The organism is Streptomyces sp. NPDC049541, assembly GCF_044465725.1.
Taxonomy (GTDB): domain Bacteria; phylum Actinomycetota; class Actinomycetes; order Streptomycetales; family Streptomycetaceae; genus Streptomyces.
This window is the reverse complement of record NZ_JBITLY010000002.1, coordinates 511,764-533,432: the sequence shown is the minus strand read 5'-3', so window position 1 is coordinate 533,432 and position 21,669 is coordinate 511,764. Positions and strand designations below refer to the sequence as shown.

Annotated in this window: 18 protein-coding genes and 1 pseudogene; 11 read left to right on the top strand and 8 right to left on the bottom strand. The window is 72.6% G+C overall.

What is annotated here, in order from left to right:
* Window positions 1-61: 61 nt before the first annotated feature.
* Window positions 62-127, bottom strand: a pseudogene (locus ACIBW9_RS09525) (hypothetical protein); the annotation flags it as partial.
* 197 nt (window positions 128-324) lie between these two features.
* Here ACIBW9_RS09525 and ACIBW9_RS09520 point away from each other — a divergent pair.
* Window positions 325-1,014, top strand: a complete 690-nt coding sequence (locus ACIBW9_RS09520) for a TetR/AcrR family transcriptional regulator (RefSeq protein ID WP_398952964.1) — start codon at window positions 325-327, stop codon at window positions 1,012-1,014.
* On the opposite strand, the gene ACIBW9_RS09515 is transcribed toward ACIBW9_RS09520, so the two are convergent.
* Window positions 999-1,466, bottom strand: coding sequence for a DUF6214 family protein (locus tag ACIBW9_RS09515; protein ID WP_398952962.1), 468 nt, complete (start codon window positions 1,464-1,466; stop codon window positions 999-1,001). The two genes, ACIBW9_RS09520 and ACIBW9_RS09515, sit on opposite strands and share 16 nt — an antisense overlap.
* Before the next feature lie 190 nt (window positions 1,467-1,656).
* Here ACIBW9_RS09515 and ACIBW9_RS09510 point away from each other — a divergent pair, with 190 nt between their 5' ends.
* Together ACIBW9_RS09510 and ACIBW9_RS09505 are read left to right on the top strand one after the other, a co-directional pair.
* Window positions 1,657-3,012: an FAD-dependent oxidoreductase gene (locus ACIBW9_RS09510; RefSeq protein ID WP_398952960.1), complete on the top strand. Its 1,356-nt coding sequence runs from the start codon at window positions 1,657-1,659 to the stop codon at window positions 3,010-3,012.
* Between the two features lie 132 nt (window positions 3,013-3,144).
* Window positions 3,145-4,530 carry a nucleobase:cation symporter-2 family protein gene (locus ACIBW9_RS09505; RefSeq protein ID WP_398952958.1) on the top strand — a complete coding sequence of 462 codons (1,386 nt, stop codon included), beginning with the start codon at window positions 3,145-3,147 and terminating at the stop codon, window positions 4,528-4,530.
* On the opposite strand, the gene ACIBW9_RS09500 is transcribed toward ACIBW9_RS09505, so the two are convergent.
* Window positions 4,453-4,818 carry an ArsR/SmtB family transcription factor gene (locus ACIBW9_RS09500; RefSeq protein WP_398952956.1) on the bottom strand — a complete coding sequence of 122 codons (366 nt, stop codon included), beginning with the start codon at window positions 4,816-4,818 and terminating at the stop codon, window positions 4,453-4,455. The two genes, ACIBW9_RS09505 and ACIBW9_RS09500, sit on opposite strands and share 78 nt — an antisense overlap.
* A 92-nt stretch (window positions 4,819-4,910) precedes the next feature.
* Here ACIBW9_RS09500 and ACIBW9_RS09495 point away from each other — a divergent pair, with 92 nt between their 5' ends.
* Window positions 4,911-5,990, top strand: coding sequence for an NADH:flavin oxidoreductase/NADH oxidase (locus ACIBW9_RS09495; protein WP_398952954.1), 1,080 nt, complete (start codon window positions 4,911-4,913; stop codon window positions 5,988-5,990).
* Between the two features lie 8 nt (window positions 5,991-5,998).
* On the opposite strand, the gene ACIBW9_RS09490 is transcribed toward ACIBW9_RS09495, so the two are convergent.
* The 3 genes from ACIBW9_RS09490 to ACIBW9_RS09480 form a co-directional block, all read right to left on the bottom strand.
* The gene (locus tag ACIBW9_RS09490; RefSeq protein ID WP_398952952.1) at window positions 5,999-10,321 is read right to left on the bottom strand and encodes an HAD-IC family P-type ATPase; all 4,323 of its coding nucleotides are present in this window, start codon (window positions 10,319-10,321) and stop codon (window positions 5,999-6,001) included.
* A 9-nt stretch (window positions 10,322-10,330) separates the two neighbouring features.
* The gene (locus ACIBW9_RS09485) at window positions 10,331-10,864 is read right to left on the bottom strand and encodes a hypothetical protein (RefSeq protein WP_398952950.1); all 534 of its coding nucleotides are present in this window, start codon (window positions 10,862-10,864) and stop codon (window positions 10,331-10,333) included.
* 158 nt (window positions 10,865-11,022) lie between these two features.
* Window positions 11,023-11,766, bottom strand: a complete 744-nt coding sequence (locus tag ACIBW9_RS09480; protein ID WP_398952948.1) for a PaaX family transcriptional regulator C-terminal domain-containing protein — start codon at window positions 11,764-11,766, stop codon at window positions 11,023-11,025.
* Window positions 11,767-11,838: 72 nt separating this feature from the next.
* Between ACIBW9_RS09480 and ACIBW9_RS09475 the strand changes: the two genes are divergently transcribed.
* The 7 genes from ACIBW9_RS09475 to ACIBW9_RS09445 all read left to right on the top strand — a co-directional run bounded on the left by ACIBW9_RS09475 (window position 11,839) and on the right by ACIBW9_RS09445 (window position 19,748).
* On the top strand, window positions 11,839-13,506 hold the full coding sequence (locus ACIBW9_RS09475; protein ID WP_398952946.1) for a DNA alkylation response protein: 1,668 nt from the start codon (window positions 11,839-11,841) through the stop codon (window positions 13,504-13,506).
* A gap of 201 nt (window positions 13,507-13,707) precedes the next feature.
* Complete coding sequence (locus tag ACIBW9_RS09470) at window positions 13,708-14,937, top strand: EfeM/EfeO family lipoprotein (RefSeq protein WP_398952944.1); 1,230 nt, start codon at window positions 13,708-13,710, stop codon at window positions 14,935-14,937.
* Complete coding sequence (locus ACIBW9_RS09465) at window positions 14,934-15,143, top strand: hypothetical protein (RefSeq protein ID WP_398952942.1); 210 nt, start codon at window positions 14,934-14,936, stop codon at window positions 15,141-15,143. Before ACIBW9_RS09470 ends, ACIBW9_RS09465 begins: the two co-directional genes overlap by 4 nt.
* Complete coding sequence (locus ACIBW9_RS09460; RefSeq protein ID WP_398952940.1) at window positions 15,140-15,265, top strand: hypothetical protein; 126 nt, start codon at window positions 15,140-15,142, stop codon at window positions 15,263-15,265. The genes ACIBW9_RS09465 and ACIBW9_RS09460 overlap by 4 nt, the downstream gene beginning before the upstream one ends.
* A gap of 115 nt (window positions 15,266-15,380) precedes the next feature.
* Window positions 15,381-16,604: an iron uptake transporter deferrochelatase/peroxidase subunit gene (gene efeB, locus ACIBW9_RS09455; RefSeq protein ID WP_398952938.1), complete on the top strand. Its 1,224-nt coding sequence runs from the start codon at window positions 15,381-15,383 to the stop codon at window positions 16,602-16,604.
* Window positions 16,605-16,810: 206 nt separating this feature from the next.
* The gene (locus ACIBW9_RS09450) at window positions 16,811-18,694 is read left to right on the top strand and encodes a phospholipase C (RefSeq protein WP_398952936.1); all 1,884 of its coding nucleotides are present in this window, start codon (window positions 16,811-16,813) and stop codon (window positions 18,692-18,694) included.
* A 925-nt stretch (window positions 18,695-19,619) separates the two neighbouring features.
* Window positions 19,620-19,748, top strand: a complete 129-nt coding sequence (locus tag ACIBW9_RS09445) for a hypothetical protein (RefSeq protein ID WP_398952934.1) — start codon at window positions 19,620-19,622, stop codon at window positions 19,746-19,748.
* 255 nt (window positions 19,749-20,003) lie between these two features.
* Here ACIBW9_RS09445 and ACIBW9_RS09440 read toward each other — a convergent pair whose 3' ends face one another.
* Complete coding sequence (locus tag ACIBW9_RS09440) at window positions 20,004-20,831, bottom strand: MIP/aquaporin family protein (protein ID WP_398952932.1); 828 nt, start codon at window positions 20,829-20,831, stop codon at window positions 20,004-20,006.
* 218 nt (window positions 20,832-21,049) lie between these two features.
* Entirely contained in the window at window positions 21,050-21,634 is a 585-nt protein-coding gene (locus ACIBW9_RS09435; protein ID WP_398952930.1) for a hypothetical protein, read from the bottom strand.
* Between the last annotated feature and the right edge of the window lie 35 nt (window positions 21,635-21,669).

Here is a 21,669-nt window from a genome sequence, read left to right as displayed (position 1 = left end):
ACAGCCCTCCGCCTGCGAGGACGGCCGTATCTGCGCGTCGTCCGGGGTCTCCCCCGAACTCGGCCTTGGCGCGCCGCTGCCGCAACAGGTCCCAGCACGCCGAGCCTCCGCCGGCGGGGGCACCCACGAGTGCTCCGGTTCCGGCCGGGACCCGCCGGTGCGGAAAGTAGCCTGAGGACACCTTCAGGGCGATGTGGCCGCCCGCCTCGGACGATCCCCCGCGTCGCCCGAAGCAGACGGCAGCCCTGACCAGCCCCTATGGAGCTCCGATCAGGACGTTCTGAGTATAGTTGGCTGGCAGCCAGTCAACGCAGGAGTTACAGCATGTCCCCGCGCAGCGCCTCGGTCAATGAAGAGTTGCGGAGACGTTCCCGGGAGCGGCTCCTGCAGGCGGCCGTCGAACTCGTCGGCGAGCGCGGCTACGAGGCGACGACCCTCGGCGACATCGCCGACAGAGCGGGCTCGGCGCGCGGCCTGGTGTCGTACTACTTCCCGGGAAAACGCCAGCTCGTGCAGTCCGCCGTACACCGGCTGATGCACCGCACGCTGGAGGAGGCGGTGGAGCGCGAGCCGCGCACCGAGGACGGCCGGGAGCGGATGGCGCGGGCCATCGACGCGATTCTGGCCCTGGCCCGGGACCGGCCCGTGCTGATGCGCCAGCACATGGCGGGACTGCTGCAGGCGGAGGGCTTCGTGCAGTGCCCGGAGCAGCAGCGCCTCGCCGAGGTGCTGCGGGACGTCGTCGTCCGCAACGGGGCGCAGGACGTCGACGTGGAGTACCCGTTGCTGCGTTCCCTGCTGATGGGTGCCGTCTATGCGATGGTGCTGCCGAACGTGCCGATGCCGATCACGACCCTGCGGGCCGAGCTGTTCGAGCGCTACCGGCTCGACTGGGAGATGGGCGTGCCGCCGGACGCCGAGGCGGCCTCCGGCGCGACGTGCGAGACGGATCTTTCGAGGTTTTTCGCGACCGGTGAGGAGCCCGGATCCCGGTCCGGTCAGCGCCGCGCGTGACGGGGCGACAGAAAGCCCGAGTCGCGTGCCTGCGAGATCAGCCTGAGTGACTTGCGGCGGCTGTGGCCGGTCGCGCACATCACCGCGAGGACGGGGTCGAAGCCTCCTTCCTGCGCCGCGCGGTACTCCTGGGCGACGAGCCAGCGGCCCTCGACCCCCGAGGGCCACGCGGGGCGGGCCCGCCGGGGCACCGCGGAACCCTCGTCCCCGGCGGCCGGACCCACCCCGGGGCCGCACGCCCGGAAGAGCGGCTCCTCGATCCACTCGGCGAGTTCCGCGAGGTCGTGCAGGGACAGGGCCGGCTGGGAGCGGACCTCTTCCAGCGAGGCACAGCCCTCGCAGACCACGGCGAGCGCGTCGATCCGGGCACCGTCGGTGAACGCAAGCCGGACGGTGAACCACGAGGTGGCGCGCTCGTCCTCCCGCACTTCCCACGCGGGCCATACGGACACCGTGCCGTCCGTCGGACAACGATCAGAAAGATTAAGAAAGGATGCGTCTAGCACACGCGGAACGTAACCACTTGATCACATTCAGCAAGGGTGGACACGCACGTCGATGCCGCGCCTGCACCCTGTCAGCGGAGCACCGGCGGTGCGATGCTGGAGCCGTCAGCGATCTCCTGCCGTAAGGAGTTCCGCCGTGTTGCGTGTCGCCGTCGTCGGTTCCGGGCCGAGCGGGGTCTACACCGCCCAGAACCTCGTCCAGCTGGACCCCGGGGTGCAGGTCGACGTCCTGGACCGGCTGCCGTGCCCCTACGGCCTGGTGCGCTACGGCGTCGCACCGGACCACGAGAAGATCAAGTCACTGCAGAACAACCTGCGTACGGTGCTGGAGCACGAGCGGGTGCGGTTCCTCGGCGGCGTCCGGATCGGCCCCGGCGGGCTGCCGGCCGCCCGGCTGCGCGAGCTGTACCACGCGGTCGTGTACTGCGTGGGTGCCGCCACCGACCGCCACCTGGGGATCCCGGGCGAGGATCTGCCGGGCAGCTGGTCGGCCACGCAGTTCGTGTCCTGGTACAGCGCCCATCCGGACTCCGCCGACGACGGTTTCGTACGCGACGCCCGGTCGGCCGTGGTCATCGGCGTGGGGAACGTCGCGGTGGACGTCACGCGGATGCTGGCCCGTAGCCCTGCGGAGCTGAGCCCGACCGACATGCCGCAGGCGGCGCTCAGCTCGCTGGCCGCGAGCCGGGTGCGCGACATCCACATGGTGGGCCGCCGCGGCCCCTCCCAGGCCCGCTTCACCACCAAGGAACTGCGCGAGCTGGGCGGTCTCCCGGACACCGAACTCCGCGTGGATCCGGCGGAGTTGGCCCTGGATCCGGGTTACGTGGGTCCCTCCGCGCTGCCGGCGGTCCAGCGCCGCAATGTGGACGTGCTGCGCGGCTGGGCCGAGACGCCGCCCCACGACGCCCCGCGCCACATCCGGCTGCGCTTCTTCCTGCGCCCCGTCGAACTGCTCGCCGACAGAGGGCGCGTGGGCGCGGTGCGCTTCGAGCGGACGCAGCCCGACGGGCAGGGCGGCGTGACGGGCACGGGCCGCTACGAGGACATCGAGGCCCAGTTGGTGCTGCGTTCGGTGGGCTATCGCGGGGTGCCGCTGGAGGGGCTGCCCTTCGACGCGGCGAGCGGCACCGTGCCGCATCTGGCCGGACGCGTGCTGCGCGCGGGCGTGGTCGCGCCGGGCGAGTACGTGGCCGGCTGGATCAAGCGCGGCCCCACGGGCGTCATCGGCACCAACCGTCCGTGCGCCAAGGAGACGGTGCTGTCGCTGCTCGAGGACGCCCCCGTGCTCGAGCGCAAGGAGCTTTCGGAGGATCCGGTCGCGGCGCTGCGCGCGGAGGGGATCGAACCGGTGTCGTGGGCGGGTTGGCAGGCCATCGAGCGGGCCGAGGCGACCCTCGGGGCCTCGCTCGGGCGCAGTGTGGTCAAGCTGGCGGACTGGGACTCGCTGCTGGCGGCGGCGCGGACGGCGGGCTCGCAGCAGGTGTCGTAGCAGAGTCGAACGGCCTCCAGTGGGCAGGACACCCCTCGGCAACAACGCAGAAATCAACAAACTGTTCAATCCCTTTACGGTCTCGTGCCGTTCGGATGTCCCCCTCCCCGTCGCCGTCGCTCTGGAGTGCCCATGGCCACGACCACACCCGTCCATCCCGTCGACGAGGTCCCGCCCGTACGGCAGTTGGCCGCCTTCGGTCTGCAGCACGTGCTCGCGATGTATGCGGGCGCGGTGGCGGTGCCGCTGATCGTGGGCGGTGCGATGAAGCTGTCTCCCGCGGACCTGGCGTATCTGATCACCGCGGATCTGCTGGTGTGCGGTGTCGCGACGCTCATCCAGTGCGTGGGCTTCTGGCGGTTCGGGGTGCGGCTGCCGATCATGCAGGGCTGTACGTTCGCGGCCGTGTCACCGATGGTGCTCATCGGGACGACGGGTGGCGGGCTGCCGGCGATCTACGGTTCGGTGATCGTCGCGGGGCTTGCGATCGTGCTACTCGCTCCGGTCTTCGGCCGGTTGCTGCGCTTCTTCCCGCCGCTGGTCACCGGCACCGTCATCCTGATCATCGGGGTGTCGCTGCTGCCGGTCGCGGGCAACTGGGCCGCGGGCGGGGTCGGCGCGAAGGACTTCGGGGAGCCGAAGAACCTGGGTCTCGCCCTCTTCGTGCTGGCGGTGGTGCTGGGTGTGGAGCGGTTCGCACCGGCGTTCCTGAGTCGCATCGCGGTGCTGATCGGCATCGCGATGGGTCTGGCGGTGGCGATCCCCTTCGGGTTCACGGACTTCGGCGGCGTCGGCGACGCCCATTGGCTGGGCATCAGCACGCCGTTCCGTTTCGGGGCGCCCGGTTTCCACGCCTCGGCGATCGTCTCCATGCTGGTGGTGGCGCTCGTGACGATGACCGAGACGACCGGTGACCTGATCGCGGTCGGCGAGCTGACCGGACGCAAGGTGGGGCCGCGCTCACTGGCGGACGGCCTGCGCGCCGACGGCCTGTCGACCGTACTGGGCGGTGTGTTCAACACCTTCCCGTACACGGCGTACGCGCAGAACGTGGGCCTCGTCGGCATGACCCGGGTGCGCAGCCGCTGGGTGGTGGCCACCGCGGGCGGCATCCTCGTGCTGCTCGGCCTGTTGCCCAAGCTGGGCGCCGTGGTCGCGGCGATACCCGCGCCGGTGCTGGGCGGGGCGGGTCTGGTGATGTTCGGGACGGTGGCCGCGAGCGGCCTCAGGACCCTCGCCCGGGTGGACTTCAAGGACAACCACAACCTCACCGTCGTGGCGGTGTCGGTGGCCGTGGGCATGCTGCCGGTCGGCGTGCCGACGGTCTACGCGAAGTTCCCGGACTGGTTCCAGACGGTGATGAACAGCGGGATCAGCGCGGGCTGCCTGACGGCGATCCTGCTGAACCTGCTCTTCAACCACCTTCCCTCGAAGGTGACTTCAGCCGCCGAGGCGGACGGCCTGCCGGGCGGCGGCGGCGAGCAGGCTGTCGAGCAGCCCCGGGAAGAGATCGTCTAGGTCCTCCCGGCGCAGGCCGTTCATCTTGGCCGTGCCCCGGTAGCACTGCCGGACCACTCCCGCCTCGCGCAGCACCCGGAAGTGGTGCGTGGTCGTGGACTTGGTGACCGGCAGGTCGAAGTGCGAACACGTGAGCTCGTCGCGCTCGGCGGCGAGCTCACGCACGATCTGCAGCCGCATCGGGTCGGAGAGCGCGTGCAGCACGGCTTCCAGCCGGATCTCGTTACGCGCGGGGTGCGGCAGATCACGGGCGGCGGCGGCAGGGGCGGTGGTACTCACGCCCCCCATTGTACGAGAGGTGTCGTAGTTTGACATCTCCCGTACTACGATGCCTATCGTACGAGCCGTCCTTCGGTCCCGCGAGAACGGAGCAGCTCCCCATGAGCGCCCTTTTCCAGCCCTTCACCCTGCGCGACGTGACCATCCCGAACCGGGTCTGGATGCCCCCGATGTGCCAGTACTCGGCCGCTCCCGAGGGCCCGGAGACCGGCGCGCCGAACGACTGGCACTTCGCGCACTACGCGGCGCGCGCGGCCGGCGGCACCGGGCTGATCATCGTCGAGGCCACCGGTGTCTCACCCGAGGGCCGCATCTCCCCGTACGACCTCGGCATCTGGAACGACACCCAGGTCGAGGCCTTCCGCCGCATCACGCGCTTCCTCGTCTCACAGGGCACGGTGCCGGGAATCCAGCTTGCGCACGCCGGCCGCAAGGCCTCCACGGACCAGCCCTGGAAGGGCGGCGCACCGGTCGGTGCGGACGCACACGGGTGGCACGCGCTCGCGCCCAGCGCGGTCGCGTTCGACGACATTCACCCGGTGCCGACCGAGCTGACCGCTGATCAGATCCGGGAGATCGTGGGCCAGTTCGCGGACGCCGCCCGTCGGGCCCTGGCCGCCGGTTTCGAGGTCGCCGAGATCCACGGCGCGCACGGCTATCTGATCAACGAGTTCCTCTCCCCGCACTCCAACCACCGCACCGACGCCTACGGCGGCTCGTACGGGAACCGCACCCGCTTCGCCCTCGAAGTCGTGGACGCCGTACGTGAGGTGTGGCCCGACGACAAGCCGCTGTTCTTCCGCATCTCGGCCACCGACTGGCTGGAGGAGGGGGGCTGGACGGCCGACGACACCGTACGCTTCGCCGCCGAGCTCAAGGCCCACGGCGTCGACCTCGTCGACGTGTCCACCGGCGGCAACGCGTCGGGCGTCCGCATTCCCGTCGGCCCCGGCTACCAGGTTCCCTTCGCCGCCCGGGTGAAGGCCGAGACGGCGATGCCGGTCGCCGCGGTCGGGCTCATCACCGATGCCGAGCAGGCCGAGAAGATCCTCGCCAACGGGGAGGCGGACGCGGTGCTGCTCGGGCGGGAACTCCTGCGTAACCCCTCCTGGGCGCGACACGCTGCGCGGGAGCTCGGCGGGGATGTGCACGTGCCCGCCCAGTACCACCGGTCCGTCTGAGCGGGCCCTCACCGCCTCCAGGCCGGCACCTGGCGGAGCACCGCGCGCTCCACATGCGGCACCGCCCGTTGACCGGCCACCGCGACGGCGATCGCCGCGGCGACGCCGGTCCAGGCGAGCGGGCCGAGCGGGGTGCAGCCGAAGAGCCGGCTGATGCCCGGGGTCTCCACCACGGCGAACAGGGCGGCCGCCGAGCCGAGGGCGGTGGCCGCCACCAGCGGGCTGTTGCGGCGGTCGGCCAACGTCTGGGCGAGCTGGGTGCCGACGAGGGCGCACAGCGCCATCGTGGCGGAGCGGCGCGCCGTGCCCGGTGTGAAGCGGCCGAACAGCCAGGCCGTGGTCGCGCCCAGGGTGGTGGTGAGGGCACGGTGGCGGATCTTGCGCACCAGGGGGGCGCCGAGGAGCGAGGTGCCCAGCGGCTCGGTCCCTTCCGCGCCGTTCGCGCCGTCCGGCGAGCCGGGGTGCCGGTCCCCCGCCGCCTGCGGCGTCACCGACACGGCCATCGCCGGGAACAGGTCCGTGAGCAGGTTCACCAGCAGCATCTGACGGGTGGACAGGGGTGCCGCGCCCGACAGCAGCGTGCCCAGGATGCCGAAGCCCACCTCGCCCGCGTTGCCGCCGATCAGGATGGTGGTGGCGTCGGCGACGCTGTGCCACAGGGCCCGCCCTTCGGCGACCGCCTCGATCAGGACCGAGAGGTCGTCGACGGTCAGGACGAGGTCGGCTGCGTTGCGGGCGGCCGCCGAGCCGCGGGCGCTGATGCCCACGCCGATGTCGGCGGCGCGGATGGCCGCCGCGTCGTTGGCGCCGTCACCGACCATCGCGACGACCCGGCCCGCGTCCCGCAGCGCCTCGACGACCTGGAGCTTCTGCTCGGGTGCGACCCGGGCCACGACGCCCATGTCGCGCAGCATCCGGGCCCGCCCTTCCCGGTCCGCGGAGGCCAGTTCGTCGCCCGTGACCACGCCGGTGTCCTGCGGCCAGCCCAGATCGGCGGCGATGGCCCGGGCGGTCTGCGGGTGGTCGCCGGTCAGCACGATGGGTCGTACGCCGGCCGCCCGCAAGCCCTGGACCAGGGCGGTGGAGGTCTCGCGCGGCACGTCGGCGAACGCGAGCAGTCCGGTGAACTCCAGGTCCTGCAGGGGCTGTTCGATGACCTCCGAGGCGGTGTCCGCGCTGTCCAGGCGGCGCCGGGCCACGGCCAGTACGCGCAGTCCGTCACGGGCGAGGGCCTGCGCCGCGTCCGAGGCTTCCGGGGACAGACCGGGGCATGCGAGCAGCACGGTCTCCGGGGCGCCCTTGACGACGAGTTGGGGCGCGCCGTCCTCCTCCCGTCCGACGGCGGCGGCGTATCCGCGTCCGGCCTCGAAGGGCAGCGCCGCGGTCTGGGTCCACTGCGGGTCCGGGGCGGCCGCGTCCAGGACCGCCTCGTCGGTGGCGTGCACGGGCCGTTCCGTGCCGCCGTTCAGCCGGGGACAGGCGCGGGCCGCGGTCCGCAGCGTGGTGTCGGCCGCCTCGTCGTCCGGAGCATGCGCGGTGCCGCCCGCGTCGCTCACCCGCACCAGGCGCAGCCGGTTCTCCGTGAGGGTGCCCGTCTTGTCGAAACAGATGGTGTCCATCCGGCCCAGGGCCTCCAGGGTGCGCGGGGTGCGCACGAGGACGCCGCGGCTGCTCAGCCTGCGGGCGGCCGCCATCTGCGCCACGGTCGCGACCAGTGGCAGCCCTTCGGGGACGGCGGCCACCGCAACCGCCACGCCGCCGCTCACCGCACGGCGGACGGGTGCGCCGCGCAGCAGCGAGAGCGCGGTCACCGCGGCCCCGCCCGCCAGCGTCAACGGCAGTTCCTTGTTGGTGAGTTCCCGCAGCCTGGCCTGCATCCCGGCGGCCGGCGGCGTGCGAGCGGCGAGGTGGACGGCCCGGGCGGCCTCGGTACGGTCGCCGGTGTCCACCACGACGGCCCGGGCCCGTCCGGCCACCAGGGTGGTGCCCTCGAACACCATGCAGTGCCGGTCCGGCACGGCGGCGTGCGGGGTCGGGTCGGGCCCCTTGTCGGTCGGCAGCGACTCTCCCGTGAGCGCGGACTCGTCCACCTCCAGGCCGTCCGCCCACAGGATCCGGGCGTCGGCGGGTACGACGTCGTCGGCCCGGAGCTCGATCACATCACCGGGCCTGAGCCTGGCGGCGTCCACGAGGTGCGGTTCGGCCGACGTCTCCTCCTCCGTGACCCGTGCCTTCGGTTTCTGTTCGGCCAGCAGCTTGGACAGCGCCCGCTCGGCCCGCAGCCGCTGGACGCCGCCGACGAGGGCGTTCAGATCGAGCGCGCCGACCACCAGCAGGGCGTCCACGACGGAGCCGAGGATCGCCTCGGCGGCCGAGCCGACCGCCAGCACCGGGGTCAGCGGGTCGTCGAGTTCGCGGCGCACGGCCCGGGCGAGCTCCAGGGACCCGCGGACCGGCGCCAGCACGGGCTGCCGGCCCAGGGTGCGGACCGCCGTGCGTGCCCGGTCCGTGAGCTGCTCGGTGAAGGCCGGCTCCGGTTCCGTCTCGTGTTCAAGGCGGTCGCGCACCTCGGCCGGCCGCAGTTCGTGCCAGGCCACGCGCGGCCGGGGGTGCGGGGCGCGGGCCGCCGCCACAGCGAGGGCCGCTCGCGCTCCGCTCAGCAGGGCCCAGGCCGCGCTCACATCGACGGGTGTGTGCCGCAGGCCCGGCCATGGGGTGGGGCGTCCACGGCGGGATTCGCCGATGGTCACGAGGAGCCCGGACAGCGTGGCACCGGACCGTGCGAGGGTCTGTGACCTGCGGCCCACGGCGCGTGCGGCCGGGACCGCGGTGAGCAGCCGCCATACGTCGAGGAGGCCGTGCAGGGCCAGTACGTCCGCGTCCCACAGGACGGCACTGTCGCCGTCGCTGACGGCGAGGGCCACGTCTCCGGCGAGCAGCCCGGCCAGGACGTCGTCGTCGGACGCCGTCGGCCGGGCGACCGTGACGACGACGGCCCCCTCGTCCTGCAGCGCGTGCACCACCTCGGCGAGCGGCCGCTCGGCGCTCACCACCTGGTCGACGAGGCTCGTGAAGTCGGCCAGGGCCGGGTCGTCCACCATCACCACCCGCAGCCGCGCGCGTCGTGCCACGTCCAGTACGGGCTCGGCCCACGCGTCGGCGCCCTCGCCCGGGCCCCGCAGCGCGCTCGGATGCAGGACGACCGTGTCGGCCATTTCAAGCTGCCGCAGCCGTTCCGTGTCCCGCACCAGCACGCCCGCACGGGACAGCGCGCCGCTCAGGACGGCGTGGAAGGCGGCGGGCCCGTAGCGCGCGGCCTTGGGAGAGCCCGCGAGCACCGCCTCCGCCGCCTCCCTGGCGTCGTGCTTGATCAGCAGCATGGCAGCGGCGCCGAGCACACTGCCGGTCTCCGCCTTCTCGGCGTACTCCTGGGCCGGTGACGTGCGCAGCGGCGGGCGCGGGCAGCGGTCCCCCGCGGCGATGCTGTCCCGCTCCGGTACGCAGATCTGGTCGTGGACCGCGTCGAACGCAGCCGTGCGGGCCACGGTCTCGGCGAGCTGCAGGGCCCGCAACGCGCCGTCGAGGGCCAGGGGCGTCGGGGTCCGGCCCGCGCCATGGGCCACCGCGTTGGCGACGGCCAGCGCCAGATCCATGTGGGACCGGCCGATCCGGGCCCGCAGCCAGCCGCGGAAACGCGGGTTCTCCCGCGCCATGGTGACCAGCGCGGTCACTGCCCGTGGCGAGGCCGGCAGCCGCAGGCCGTAGCCGATCAGTGCGGCCGCGATGCCCGCCCCGTCGACCGCGAGCGCCGTCGCCGCGGCCCGCACCCCGGCGGGATCGGCCGGGTGCGGGACGTCGTCGACCGTCTCGTCGGTCTGTGCCAGACCGTGCCGGGCCGCGAGTTCCGTCGCCTTCTCCACGACCCGGTCGGTGACGGCTTCCTCGGTCGCGGTCACCACGAGCCGTCGCAGTCCGCCGTCCCAGTACGCGAGGGCCACGTCCGGCCGCTCGGCCAGGGCCTTGGCGACCCGGCGCGCCGCATGCTCCATGCCGCCCGCCTGCCGTACCCGGTCCGGTTCGGCGGGTCGTAGCGCGAGGTGCGCCCGTGATCCGGCTCGCCAGGGATGCGGGGTGAGCGGTACGGCGTTGCGGGCGACCCGTGCGACACGCACCGCGGCGTCAGCGCCCCGCACCCCGGCCCGTGCCGTGCCCGCGACCGCTCCGGCGGCGACCCCCACCGCGGGAGCGGCTCCTCTGGCGAGCAGCCGGGGGCCGGCCGACACGATCCCTACGGCGGCGCTCGCCGGGCGCGTGAGCAGTTCCAGAGCCATCTCTCACCCTCAGCCGGTCGCGCTGCTGCGGCGGGCCGCCGAGCCGGTGCGCGCGGTGGACTTGCCGCGACCGGTGGACGTCGTCTTCTGACCCGTGGACCCACTGGCCGGACCGCTGGATTTCGCGCCCTGGCCCGTGGACTTTTTGGTGGAGGCCGTGGCCTTCTTGGCCAGTGCCGTGGCCTTCTTGGTCTGTGCCGTCGTGTTCTTGGTCAGTGTCGCGGTCGTCCTGCCGCGGGTGCCGGACGGCGTGCTCCCGCTCCGGGCGGACGTGGTCGGCCTGTCCTCCGGCTTCGGCTGGGTCAGCCAGGCCACGGCTGCACCGGTCAGGGCGATCGGCCACTCGACCACACCGGCGAGGCCGAGCACTCCGGCTCCGGTGTACACGGCTATCCGGCGCCCTTGCGGTGAGATGGCTCCGATCCGGTCCAGCGCACCTTCGGTGGCCCTGGTCACGGCCCCCGCACCGGGCACCCTGCGCAGCGCCGAGGCCGCGGTCCGCAGAGGCTCGAGCAGAGTCGTCGACGCTTGCTGCGTGTCCATAGCTCTCGTCACCTCGTATGACGTCGCCGTTCGTGTGCGCACCGGGTTCCCGCGAAATGCGACGTCACCCGCCCTCGGGGTGCCGGGATGACATTCCTGCCGCCCCTGAGGAGAGGCACCGCCCACAAGGAGGCCCCCACGGTCAGGTTCCGATCGGTTCAGTGCCCGATCGACCGGGTGATCTCCCCCTGGTACTCCGCGTACGCGGCGCGCAGCGTCGCGCCCGGCCAGTCGGAGGGGAGCAGTTCGGACGGCAGCACGGGGTCGGCGAGCAGGTGGCGGACGACCGCGGCGAAGGCGGTGAAGCGGTCGGCCGGGCGGTGCGCCCCGGCGACATGGGCGAGCAGGGACCGGGCGGTGGCGGCCCAGGGGCCCAACGGCCACAGCTGCGCGGCCAGTTCGCGCGCGGGCCGGTCGGGGCGGGCGGTGTAGGACTGGGCCACCTGCAGCAGGTCGCCCGGCAGGGAACGGCTGAGGTTGGCGGGGCGCAGCCAGACGCCCTCGCGGAGTTCGGCCAGACGCAGGGTGGTCAACCGGGTGCGCAGGTCGGCGCGTTCGGCGGGGCCGCGGCCCGTCGCCGTGATCACCACCATCTCCCAGTCGCCGTCCCACGCGCGCGTGCGGGCCTCCACCGCCTCGTCCTGACGGCGCTGGCGGGCCAGCAGGCGGTCGCTGAGCCGGTAGACGGCGTCGGTGCGCCGCAGGTCACCGGAGGCCACCATCCGGCTGAGCGCGGCACGCAGCGTGGAGCCACCGACGCCGAAGGGCTCCACCGCACGGACGAGCTCCTTCACCGGAAGCTCCGGCGGGTGCGTGCCCAGCAGCAGGCTCAGCACCACCGACCGCGCGGACAGCGGCGGCAGCTCGACCTCGCCGGGCTGGGCCGCCATGTTCATCCGCATGGGCAGGTACTTTACGTGCGCACGCTTTGTTGCACCATTGCTGCGGCCGCAGAAAAGATGCAACATGGCTGCATGGTCTCGACACCCGCGCCCGCGCAGCCCCACCGGCAGTACGCCACGCACGACGTCACCAACCAGCCGCCCGCCCTGACGCCGTACGACGCCTCCGAGGACACGGCCCTGCTGGAGGGGCTGCGGCGGGAGAGCGCCGGATGGGCCGAGGAGGACATCCGGCGGCTCGGCCTGCGGGCCGGCAGCGCCGAGGCGCAGGAGTGGGCCGAGCAGGCCAACGTCCACGAGCCGGTGCTGCGCACGCACGACCGCTACGGCAACCGCATCGACGAGGTCGACTTCCATCCCAGCTGGCACCATCTGATGCGCACCGCGGTCGCCGAGGGCCTGGCCGCCGCGCCGTGGGCGGAGGACCGGCCCGGCGCCCATGTCGCCCGTACCGCGGGCGGGCTGGTGTGGGGACACACCGATGCGGGGCACGGCTGTCCCACCTCCATGACGTACGCGGCCGTACCCGCCCTGCGGGCCCAGCCCGAGCTCGCGAAGATCTACGAACCCCTGCTGACCAGCCGGGAGTACGAGCCGGGGCTGCGGGTGCCGACCGACAAGCGCGGTCTGCTCGCCGGCATGGGGATGACCGAGAAGCAGGGCGGCTCCGACGTCCGTACGAACACGACCACGGCATGGCCGACCGCCGAGCCGGGCGTCTACCAGCTGCGCGGGCACAAGTGGTTCACCTCTGCGCCGATGTGTGACGTCTTCCTGGTGCTGGCGCAGGCCCCGGAGGGTCTGTCGTGCTTCCTGGTGCCGCGGATCCTGCCCGACGGGAGCCGCAACACCTTCCGCATCCAGCGGCTCAAGGACAAGCTGGGCAACCGGTCCAACGCCTCCTGTGAACCGGAGTTCGACGGGACGGTGGGCTGGCTGGTCGGGCCGGAGGGCCGTGGCGTCAAGACGATCATCGAGATGGTCAACTGCACCCGGCTCGACTGCGTGATGATGTCGGCGACGCTGATGCGCAGGACGCTGGTCGAGGCGGGGCACCATGTGCGCCACCGCAGCGCGTTCGGGGCGCGGCTCGTGGACCAGCCGCTGATGCGCAATGTGCTGGCGGACCTCGCACTGGAGTCGGAGGCCGCGACGACGCTCACCCTGCGGCTCGCGGGTGCCGCGGACCGGGCGGTGCGCGGGGATGCGGGGGAGGCGGCGTTCCGGCGGATCGCGACCGCCGTCGGCAAGTACTGGGTGACCAAGCGGGGCCCGGCCTTCACCGCGGAGGCCCTGGAGTGCCTCGGCGGCAACGGCTATGTGGAGGAGTCGGGCATGCCCCGCCACTACCGCGAGGCTCCGCTGCTGTCGATCTGGGAGGGCTCCGGGAACGTCAACGCCCTTGATGTCCTGCGGGCGTTGAGGCGTGAGCCCGGCACCGCACAGGCCCTCTTCGACGAGCTCGCCCTGGCGCGGGGCGCGGACGGGCGGCTGGATGCCGCGGTGGTCCGGCTCGAGGGCCTGCTGGCCACCGGGTCCGAGTCCGGAGCCCGGCGCCTGGTGGAGCTGATGGCCCTCACCCTGCAGGCCTCCCTCCTGGTGCGGCACGCCCCGCCCTCCGTCGCCGACGCCTTCTGCGCGAGCCGGCTGGGCGGCGACTGGGGACACGCCTTCGGGACACTGCCGGACGCCGCCGATCTGGACGCCGTACTGGAGCGGGCGCTGCCGGGCGGACGTTGAGCCGAGGTGGGACGCGGAGGCGCCGTGGCCCGGGTTCTTCGCAGATGAGACGCCCCCACGCTGCGGAACGGGCAGGTGAACCCTGGCCGAATTCTGGCTCTTCCTCCGGTCAGGAACCGGTCAGGACGGCTGTCGCGGTCCTGCGGCCTGCTTAGGATCATTCGGCGCCGACTCGTTCGTACGACCATCAGGAGGGCCGGCATGCCCGAAACCGCATCCGGTCCACCCGCTCCCCGGCCCCGGCGGCGCACCGCGCTGCTCGCGGGCGGAGGCCTCACGGCCGTGGCCGCGGTGACGGCCGGTCTGCTGGCCGCGGGGGGTTCCGGCGCGGGACAGCGTCCGGCCGAGGCCGCGGACGGGCTGCGGCACACGACCGTCGAGGTCACGTCCGCCGCCTGCGGCCGCGGCTGGACGCATCCCGAACCCGGCCGTCAGGTCTTCGAGCTGCACAACACCTCCGGCTCGGCGGCCGAGGTCTATCTGACCGATGCGAAGACGGGTGCGGTCTACGGCGAGGTCGAGGGGCTGGCCCCGGGCACCGAGCGCCCGATACGGGTGACGCTCGGCAAGGGCTCGTACGCCTTCAAGTGCCTGCCCGACGACGCCGACGCCGTCACCGGCCCCACCGTGCGCATCACCGGCGGCAACGTGCGCAGCGGTCCGGCTGCCCTGCCGGTGACCCAGCAGCAGCTCATCCCGCCCACGCTCGCCTACCAGAAGTGGATCGGGGCCCGCACGGTCGAGCTGGCGGACAGGACCGACGTGCTGCGCGAGGCGATCGACCGCGGGGACCTCTCGGCCGCCCGCGCCGCCTGGCTTCCCGCACACCTGGTCTACGAGCGGATGGGCGCCGCTTACGGCACCTTCGGTGACGCGGACGCGGCGATCAACGGGACCACGGCCGGACTGTCCGGCGGGGTGCACGACGCGGGCTTCACGGGGTTCCACCGGGTCGAGTACGGGCTGTGGCACGGCGAATCGGCGAGCAGCCTGCGCGGGCCGGCGGACCGCCTCGCCCAAGCCGTGCACGCCTTGCGTGACGGCTGGCCCGACCAGCGGATGGATCCGGCCGACGTCGGTCTGCGCGCGCACGAGATCCTGGAGAACACGGTGCAGTTCGAGCTGACGGGTCGTACCGACTACGGCAGCGGCACCAATCTGGCCACCGCCCGCGCCAACCTCGACGGCACCCGCGTGCTGCTCGGTTACCTGCGTCCGCTGCTGACGACCCGCGACAAGGGCCTGTCCGACCTGGACTCCTGGATGACCCGAGCCCGGCACACGCTCGACGCCGCAGAGCACGACGGCCACTGGACACCGCTGGACCGACTCCCCCGCGCCCAGCGGGAGAAACTCGACGCGGACCTGAGCGAACTGACCGAACACCTCGCCGCCGTGGCCACGCTCACCGACGTACGGAGGACGGCGTGAACCCACCGCCGGACACCACCAGCCACGGCCGCGACCGGGCGTGTGACCGCCGACGCCAGACCGCGTCCGCCTCCGCGCAGCTCCGCCCCTACCCGGAGAACCCCCACGGCCCCCAGGCCGCCACGAGCGGGACCGGGACCGTGACCGCCGACCACCAGGCCGCCTCCGCCTCGGCCACCCGACCGACGACACGGAGAGCCGCGTGACCCCGCCGCCCAACAACGCGCCCAGCGGCCTCCTCGCCACCGCAGCCGCCAAGGCCGGAACCACCCTCTCGGCCACCGACCACCAAGCCGCCTCCCCCGGCAACCTACGGAGAACCACGTGAACCGGCCACCCGACCCCGCACCCCACGGCCCCCAGGCCGCCACGAGCGGGACCGTGACCGCCGACCACCAGGCCGCCTCCGCCATGGCCACCCGACCGACAACACGGAGGATCACGTGACCCCGGCGCACGAGATCGCACGCCGCGGCCTCCTGGCCGCCGCAGCCGCCACCGCCGGGGCCGGGCTTGTGGCCGCCGAGCGTCAGGTCGCGTCCGCCGCGGCGCCGGTCCGCGAGGGTGGGCGGGTGGCCTTTCACGGGCGGCACCAGGCGGGCATCGTCACTCCGGCGCAGCGGGCCACGGCGTTCGTGGCCTTCGACGCGACCGCGGAGAACCGGGGCGAACTGGCGGAGCTGTTGCGTACGTTGACGGACCGGGCCCGGTTCCTGTCCTCCGGTGGCAGCCCGGAGGAGTTGGGCATCACCGGGCCGCCCGCCGACTCCGGCACCCTCGGCCCGGACGTCCCGGCGGACGCCCTGACCGTCACCGTGGGCGTCGGCGCCTCGCTCTTCGACGACCGTTACGGCCTGGGCTCGCGCAGACCGCACCGGCTCACCATGATGCCGTCGTTCCCCGACGACGACCTGGATGCCGCCTGGTGCCACGGCGATCTGAGCGTGCAGTTGTGCGCCGCCAACCAGGACACGGTGCTGCACGCCCTGCGCGACCTCACCCGGCACACCCGCGGTGGCATGCAGGTGCGCTGGCGCATGGACGGCTTCATCAGCCCGCCCCGCCCCTCGGGCACGCCCCGCAACCACCTGGGCTTCAAGGACGGCATCGCCAACCCCGACCGGCGTGACGCCCGGACGATGGACCGCCTGGTGTGGGTGGGCAGCGGCACCGGCGAGCCCGACTGGACCGTGGGCGGGAGCTATCAGGTCGTTCGGCTGATCCGCATGCTGGTGGAGTTCTGGGACCGGGTCTCGATCACCGAGCAGGAGCGGATGTTCGGCCGCGCCCGGGACACCGGCGCACCCCTGGACGGACGCCACGAGACCGACGCCCCCGACTACCCGCAGGATCCCCAGGGCGATGTGATCCCCCTGGACAGCCACATCAGGCGGGCCAATCCGCGCACCAGTGCCACCGACGACCAGCGCATCCTGCGCCGGGGTTACAACTACGACCGCGGTACGGACAGCAACGGCAACCTCGACATGGGCCTGCTGTTCTGCTGCTACCAGCAGGACCTCGCCCGTCAGTTCGAGACGGTGCAGAAGCGGCTGGCCGGGGAGCCGCTGGTCGACTACATCAACCCGTTCGGCGGCGGCTACTTCTTCGCCCTGCCCGGCGTCCGGGACGGCTCCGACTGGCTGGGACGCGCGCTGCTGACCTGATCCCGCCCTGCCGATGTCGGTCAAGGGCATGCCAAAAGTCAATGAGCATTTCCTGACCGAACATTCGCTGACGCGTCATTGCCACTCCCCCGCCCCGCCGCCACCATTGCCCAGGATCCAGCCGTAGATGTCATGGCCACGGATTGCGTGGCAGTGGATTCGGTGGAATTGCAGTGGAATTCCGTGCTCCCGGAAGGCGAGACAGCATGATCGGCACAGGTAGAACTCCAAGGGGGCGGCGCCGGTTGACGCGCGTAGGTGCCCTGCTCGGTGCGGCCGCCCTGGCGAGCGCGGGCGGTGCCGTCCCCGCCTCGGCGGCCTCCGGCGTTCAGGCCGCCTCGGGCGTGCACACCGCGACACCGATCAAGCACCTGGTGGTGATCTACGACGAGAACATCTCGTTCGACCACTACTTCGCCACGTATCCGAAGGCCGCGAACACCGACGGCACCAAGTTCAAGGCGGCGGCGCACACACCGAAGGCCGACAACCTCCTCAACGCCGGGCTGCTGAAGAACAACCCGAACCTCTACAAGCCCAAGCGGCTGGCCAGTTCGCAGGCCATGACCTGCGACCAGAACCATTCCTACGGCCCCGAGCAGTACGCGGCCGACGGCGGCAAGGCCGACAAGTACGTCGAGAACACCGAGGTCAACAAGTGCAGCGGGCTCTTCGGCGAGCCCGGCCTGGTGATGGACTACTACGACGGCAACACCGTCACGGCGCTGTGGAACTACGCCCAGCACTACGCGCTGAACGACAAGTCGTTCAGCTCGGTCTACGGTCCTTCCACCCCTGGTGCGCTCAACCTGATCTCCGGCCAGACGCACGGCGTGATCTCCGTCGACCCGGCCTCCGGCACCGAGAACCCGAAGCAGACCTCGAAGCCGGACCCGTACACGGTCCTCTCCCCCGACGCCAAGGGTGTCGGCACGCTGGTCAACGACCCGGACCCCGCCTTCGACGACTGCTCGGACAAGGACCACACGTCGACCAACGCACTGGCGGTCATGCAGGGCAAGAACATCGGTGACCTGCTCAACTCCAGGGGCGTGAGCTGGGGCTGGTTCCAGGGCGGCTTCCGGCCCAGCACCGCCTGGGACGGCAAGCAGGGCGACTACGCCAAGTGCGGCGGCACCACCCACGCCAACATCGGCGGTGCGGCCTCCGTGGACTACAGCCCGCACCACTCGCCGTTCGAGTACTACAAGTCGACGTCCAACCCGCACCACCTGGCCCCCAAGAGCATCGCCGAGATCGGACACAACGGCCGGGCCAACCACAACTACGACCTGACGGACTTCGACGCCGCCCTCCGGGCCGGCAACCTGCCCGCGGTCAGCTTCCTGAAGGCGGCCGAGTACCAGGACGGTCACGCCGGCTACTCGGACCCGATCGACGAGCAGCACTTCCTGGTCAAGGAGATCAACGCGCTGCAGCAGTCGCCGCAGTGGAAGTCCACCGCGGTCGTCGTCGCCTACGACGACTCCGACGGCTGGTACGACCACGTTGCCGCCAAGGTGCTGAACGGCTCCAAGGACTCCACGATGGGCTCCAACGGCAAGGCCCTGGACAGCCCGGCCTGCCAGTCCGGCCCCGCCGCGGCCGGCGGCTACGCGGACCGCTGCGGCCCCGGCACCCGTCAGCCGCTGCTGGTCATCTCCCCGTACAGCAGGGTCAACTCGGTCGATCACACCGCCACCGAGCAGGCGTCGATCACCAGGTTCATCGAGAACAACTGGCACACCGGCCGCATCGGTGACGCCTCCTTCGACCGGCGCTCCGGCACCCTGAGCGGCCTGTTCGACTTCAAGCACCCCAACAACAAGCAGGTGCTGCTGAACTCGGACGGCTCGGTCAAGTCCGTGAAGGGCATCCCGCACCACAGCGGCACGGTCACCGCCGTCTCCGCGCAGGGCGCCTACCCGCCCTACGTCCAGGACCTCAAGGCGCAGAACGTCGCCGACACCGGTTCGGCCTCCCCGGTGCTCCCGACAGCCCTGGCCGCGGGTCTGCTCACCGCGGGTGCCACGGGCACCGCGTTCGCCCTGCACCGCCGCAAGCGGCGCATCGGGCACGCCGCGAGCTAGGAGAGTCCGCACCGGACGGTCCGCTGGGCGCTCGCCCCGCGGACCGTCCGCGCGTTTCAGGACGTACGCCCCGGCTGGGTGACGGCGAGCAGGACGAGCGCCAGGGCCTGGACCGGCCAGGGTGACGATGATCAGCGCCGGGACCGAGCGGGAGTACGGGGCTCCCGCAAGGATGCCGCCGATCAGCGTGGCCGCGCCCATGAGGGCGGCGAACAGACCGTACGCGGTGGCGCGGCGACCGGTCGGCACGAGGTCGGCGACGGGTGGCCCGCAGGGTCGACTCCTGTACGCCCATGGCGACGCCCCGCAGCAGCGTGCCGGCCACGGTCAGGCCGACGGTTTCGGTGAAGGCGAGCAGCGGCACACCGGCCGCGGACGGGCAGTACGGCAGGCGTCCCGGCGCCGTACCGGTCGTAGGCCCTGCCGGTGGCCGGCGCGGCGAGCGCGTCGACGGCCATGGCGGCGGCGTACAGCACCGGCACCGCGGCGGTGGGCGGCAGCTGCCGCTCGACCAGGTGGTAGGAGAGCACACCGAAGGTCGCGAACCCGGCAGGCGTCGCCGCCGTGAAGGCGGGCGTACACCCAGAAGGTGCGCGGCAACCGCGCCCTGCCCGGCTGTTCCGCGGCCTCCGCGGGTTCCGGCTCGGGTTCGTGGCCCGCCGGTTCCGGCACCCGATGACGCAGCCACACCAGCAGGGCCAGTACGGCGGCGCCGGGGGGCGGCCAGGACGCCCAGCGCGGGCGCATAGCTCGATCTGGTCCATCGCCTCGTGGACGGCGAAGCCGCGACCGCACCCCGTGGCGTGCGACAGCAGCGTGTCCTTGGCCGGTGAACGCACCGCCTTGCCCACCCGTCCGACGATCACCAGCGCGCTCGCCGGCCAGAGCACCCCCGGCCAGACCGAGCACCAGCACGGAGGCCACCGTGAGCGTGTATCCAGTGATCGTCACCGCCCAGAAGCGGCGGGTGCGGTCGGTCAGCGGCCCGGAGGCCAGCCGCCGCACCAGCGCAGCGGCCTCGCCGACGCCGGTGACGGAACGGGCGCCCTCGTAGACGAAGTCGGCCAGCAGGCTGACCGTGCCGAACGTGACGACGAGCCGCCACGGCCGCATCCCCGGCCCGGCGGCCCGGCCGGCGTAGCCCCGCTGTCCCGCCCGGCCATGCCGTGGCGCTCCTCGCCCGCCGTGCGCCCTGCGCGAACGGGCGCACACCAGTGCGTACGGCGGTAACCGTACTCGGCCGGCCGGACGGTGCCGGGCCCTGCTGGTGCAGGCCGCCTCCCGCCCGGCTCGATGCGGGCGGTGCCCGCTAGTCCATCTGTTCGCCGTCCGGTGTCGGGATGCGGCCCGGCTCCTGCTCCTCCTCACCGGTCAGGAACGGCGAGATGAAGAACTTGTAGATGGCGGCACCGACCACGCCGCCGACCAGCGGCCCGACGATCGGCACCCAGAAGTAGATGTTGCCGTACTGGTCCCGCCAGGCGGTCCCGTACCCGGTGATGAAGCTGGCGAGCCGCGGCCCGAAGTCACGGGCCGGGTTGATGGCGTAGCCGGCGTCCGTGCCCCAGGCCATGCCGATGGCCACCACCAGGAGACCGATGATGAACGGGGCCAGGTTGGCGCCGGGCGGGGTGTTGAGCAGGTCGGTGACGGCGAAGATGACCAGCACCAGGATGGCGGTGCCGATCACCTGGTCGCGCAGGGCGCCGAGTTCGCTCACGGGCAGGGCGCCGTTGCCCGGAAGGGTGGAGAAGACGCCCTGTGTCTTGATCGTGTGGCCGGGGTCGGCCTTGGCGAGGACCTCGGTGTAGTTCCAGCGCACCAGCAGCGCGGCGACGAAAGCGCCCGCCGTCTGCGCCACGACGTAGGGCCCGACCTTCTTCCACTCGAAGCCCTTGAAGCAGGCCAGGGCCACGGTGACGGCGGGGTTGATGTGGGCGCCGCTGAGCCGGGCGGCGACGTAGACGCCCATGGTGACGCCGAGGCCCCAGGCCCAGGCGATGCTGTCGTGATCGCCGATCCCGGCGGCCACGACCTGGGCGACCACACCGCAGCCGAAGAGGATCAGGATCATGGTGCCCAGGAACTCCGCCGACAGTTCGCCGACCAGTCCCCTTCTGGAAGTCTGCTCCGCCATGAGGCACCGCCTTCCGCCAGAAATGGTTGTGTCCGCGAGGGTAGTTGTCCGACGCGAGGCGTCCAGGGGCCCAGCATCAACTGGAGTAACCGCCACCACTTCCACCCGGACGCAGCACCTGTGTGTGCTGCCCCGAGGGTGTCACTTACGACGATGGCACAGGGACCCGGAACCCGCAGCGCGACGACCCCCGGCGGCTCTGCCGGCAGGCGTCCTCGTCAGCTCGTCTTGCGCCCCCACAGGGGTCCGAAGCGGGCCCACTCCGTGTCCCACTGCGACATGCGGCGGCGTTCCAGGCGGCCGCACAGGACACGCCCGCCGACGAAGGGCACCGCAGCCGCGGCCATGCCCACCAGGGCGCCGATCAGGGCGGACCGCAGCTGGGCCTGGGCGGCGGTGGCGGGCCGGGAGACCAGGTGGCCCTGCAGGTCGGTCCACACGGTGACCGCCGTGCCGGCGCTGCTGCCGGGGCCGACCCGGACCTGACCGGTGTGCGTGGTGCCGTCCGGGGCGGTCCAGCGCACGTTTCCCCACACCCGGTCGCCGCTGAACGTGGCGGGGTGGTCGGAGGCCGAACCGGGCGCCTTCTCCGTCAGCCGCGCCGCGACCTGCCGCCACTCGACGCGCTCGCGGGCCAGACCGTCCTCGACGGACCTGGTGGTCGCCAGACCCGCGAGCACGCCGACCAGAACGGTGACCAGCCAGGTACCGAGAACGACCCACGCCTCCACCGCGTCGGCGCGACGCCTCAGCGGATTGCGCCGCCAGCGCCACAGCCACACCTTCGGACCACGGAACGCCATCGAAGGCATCCTCCTCATGAGCGCACGATCATCCG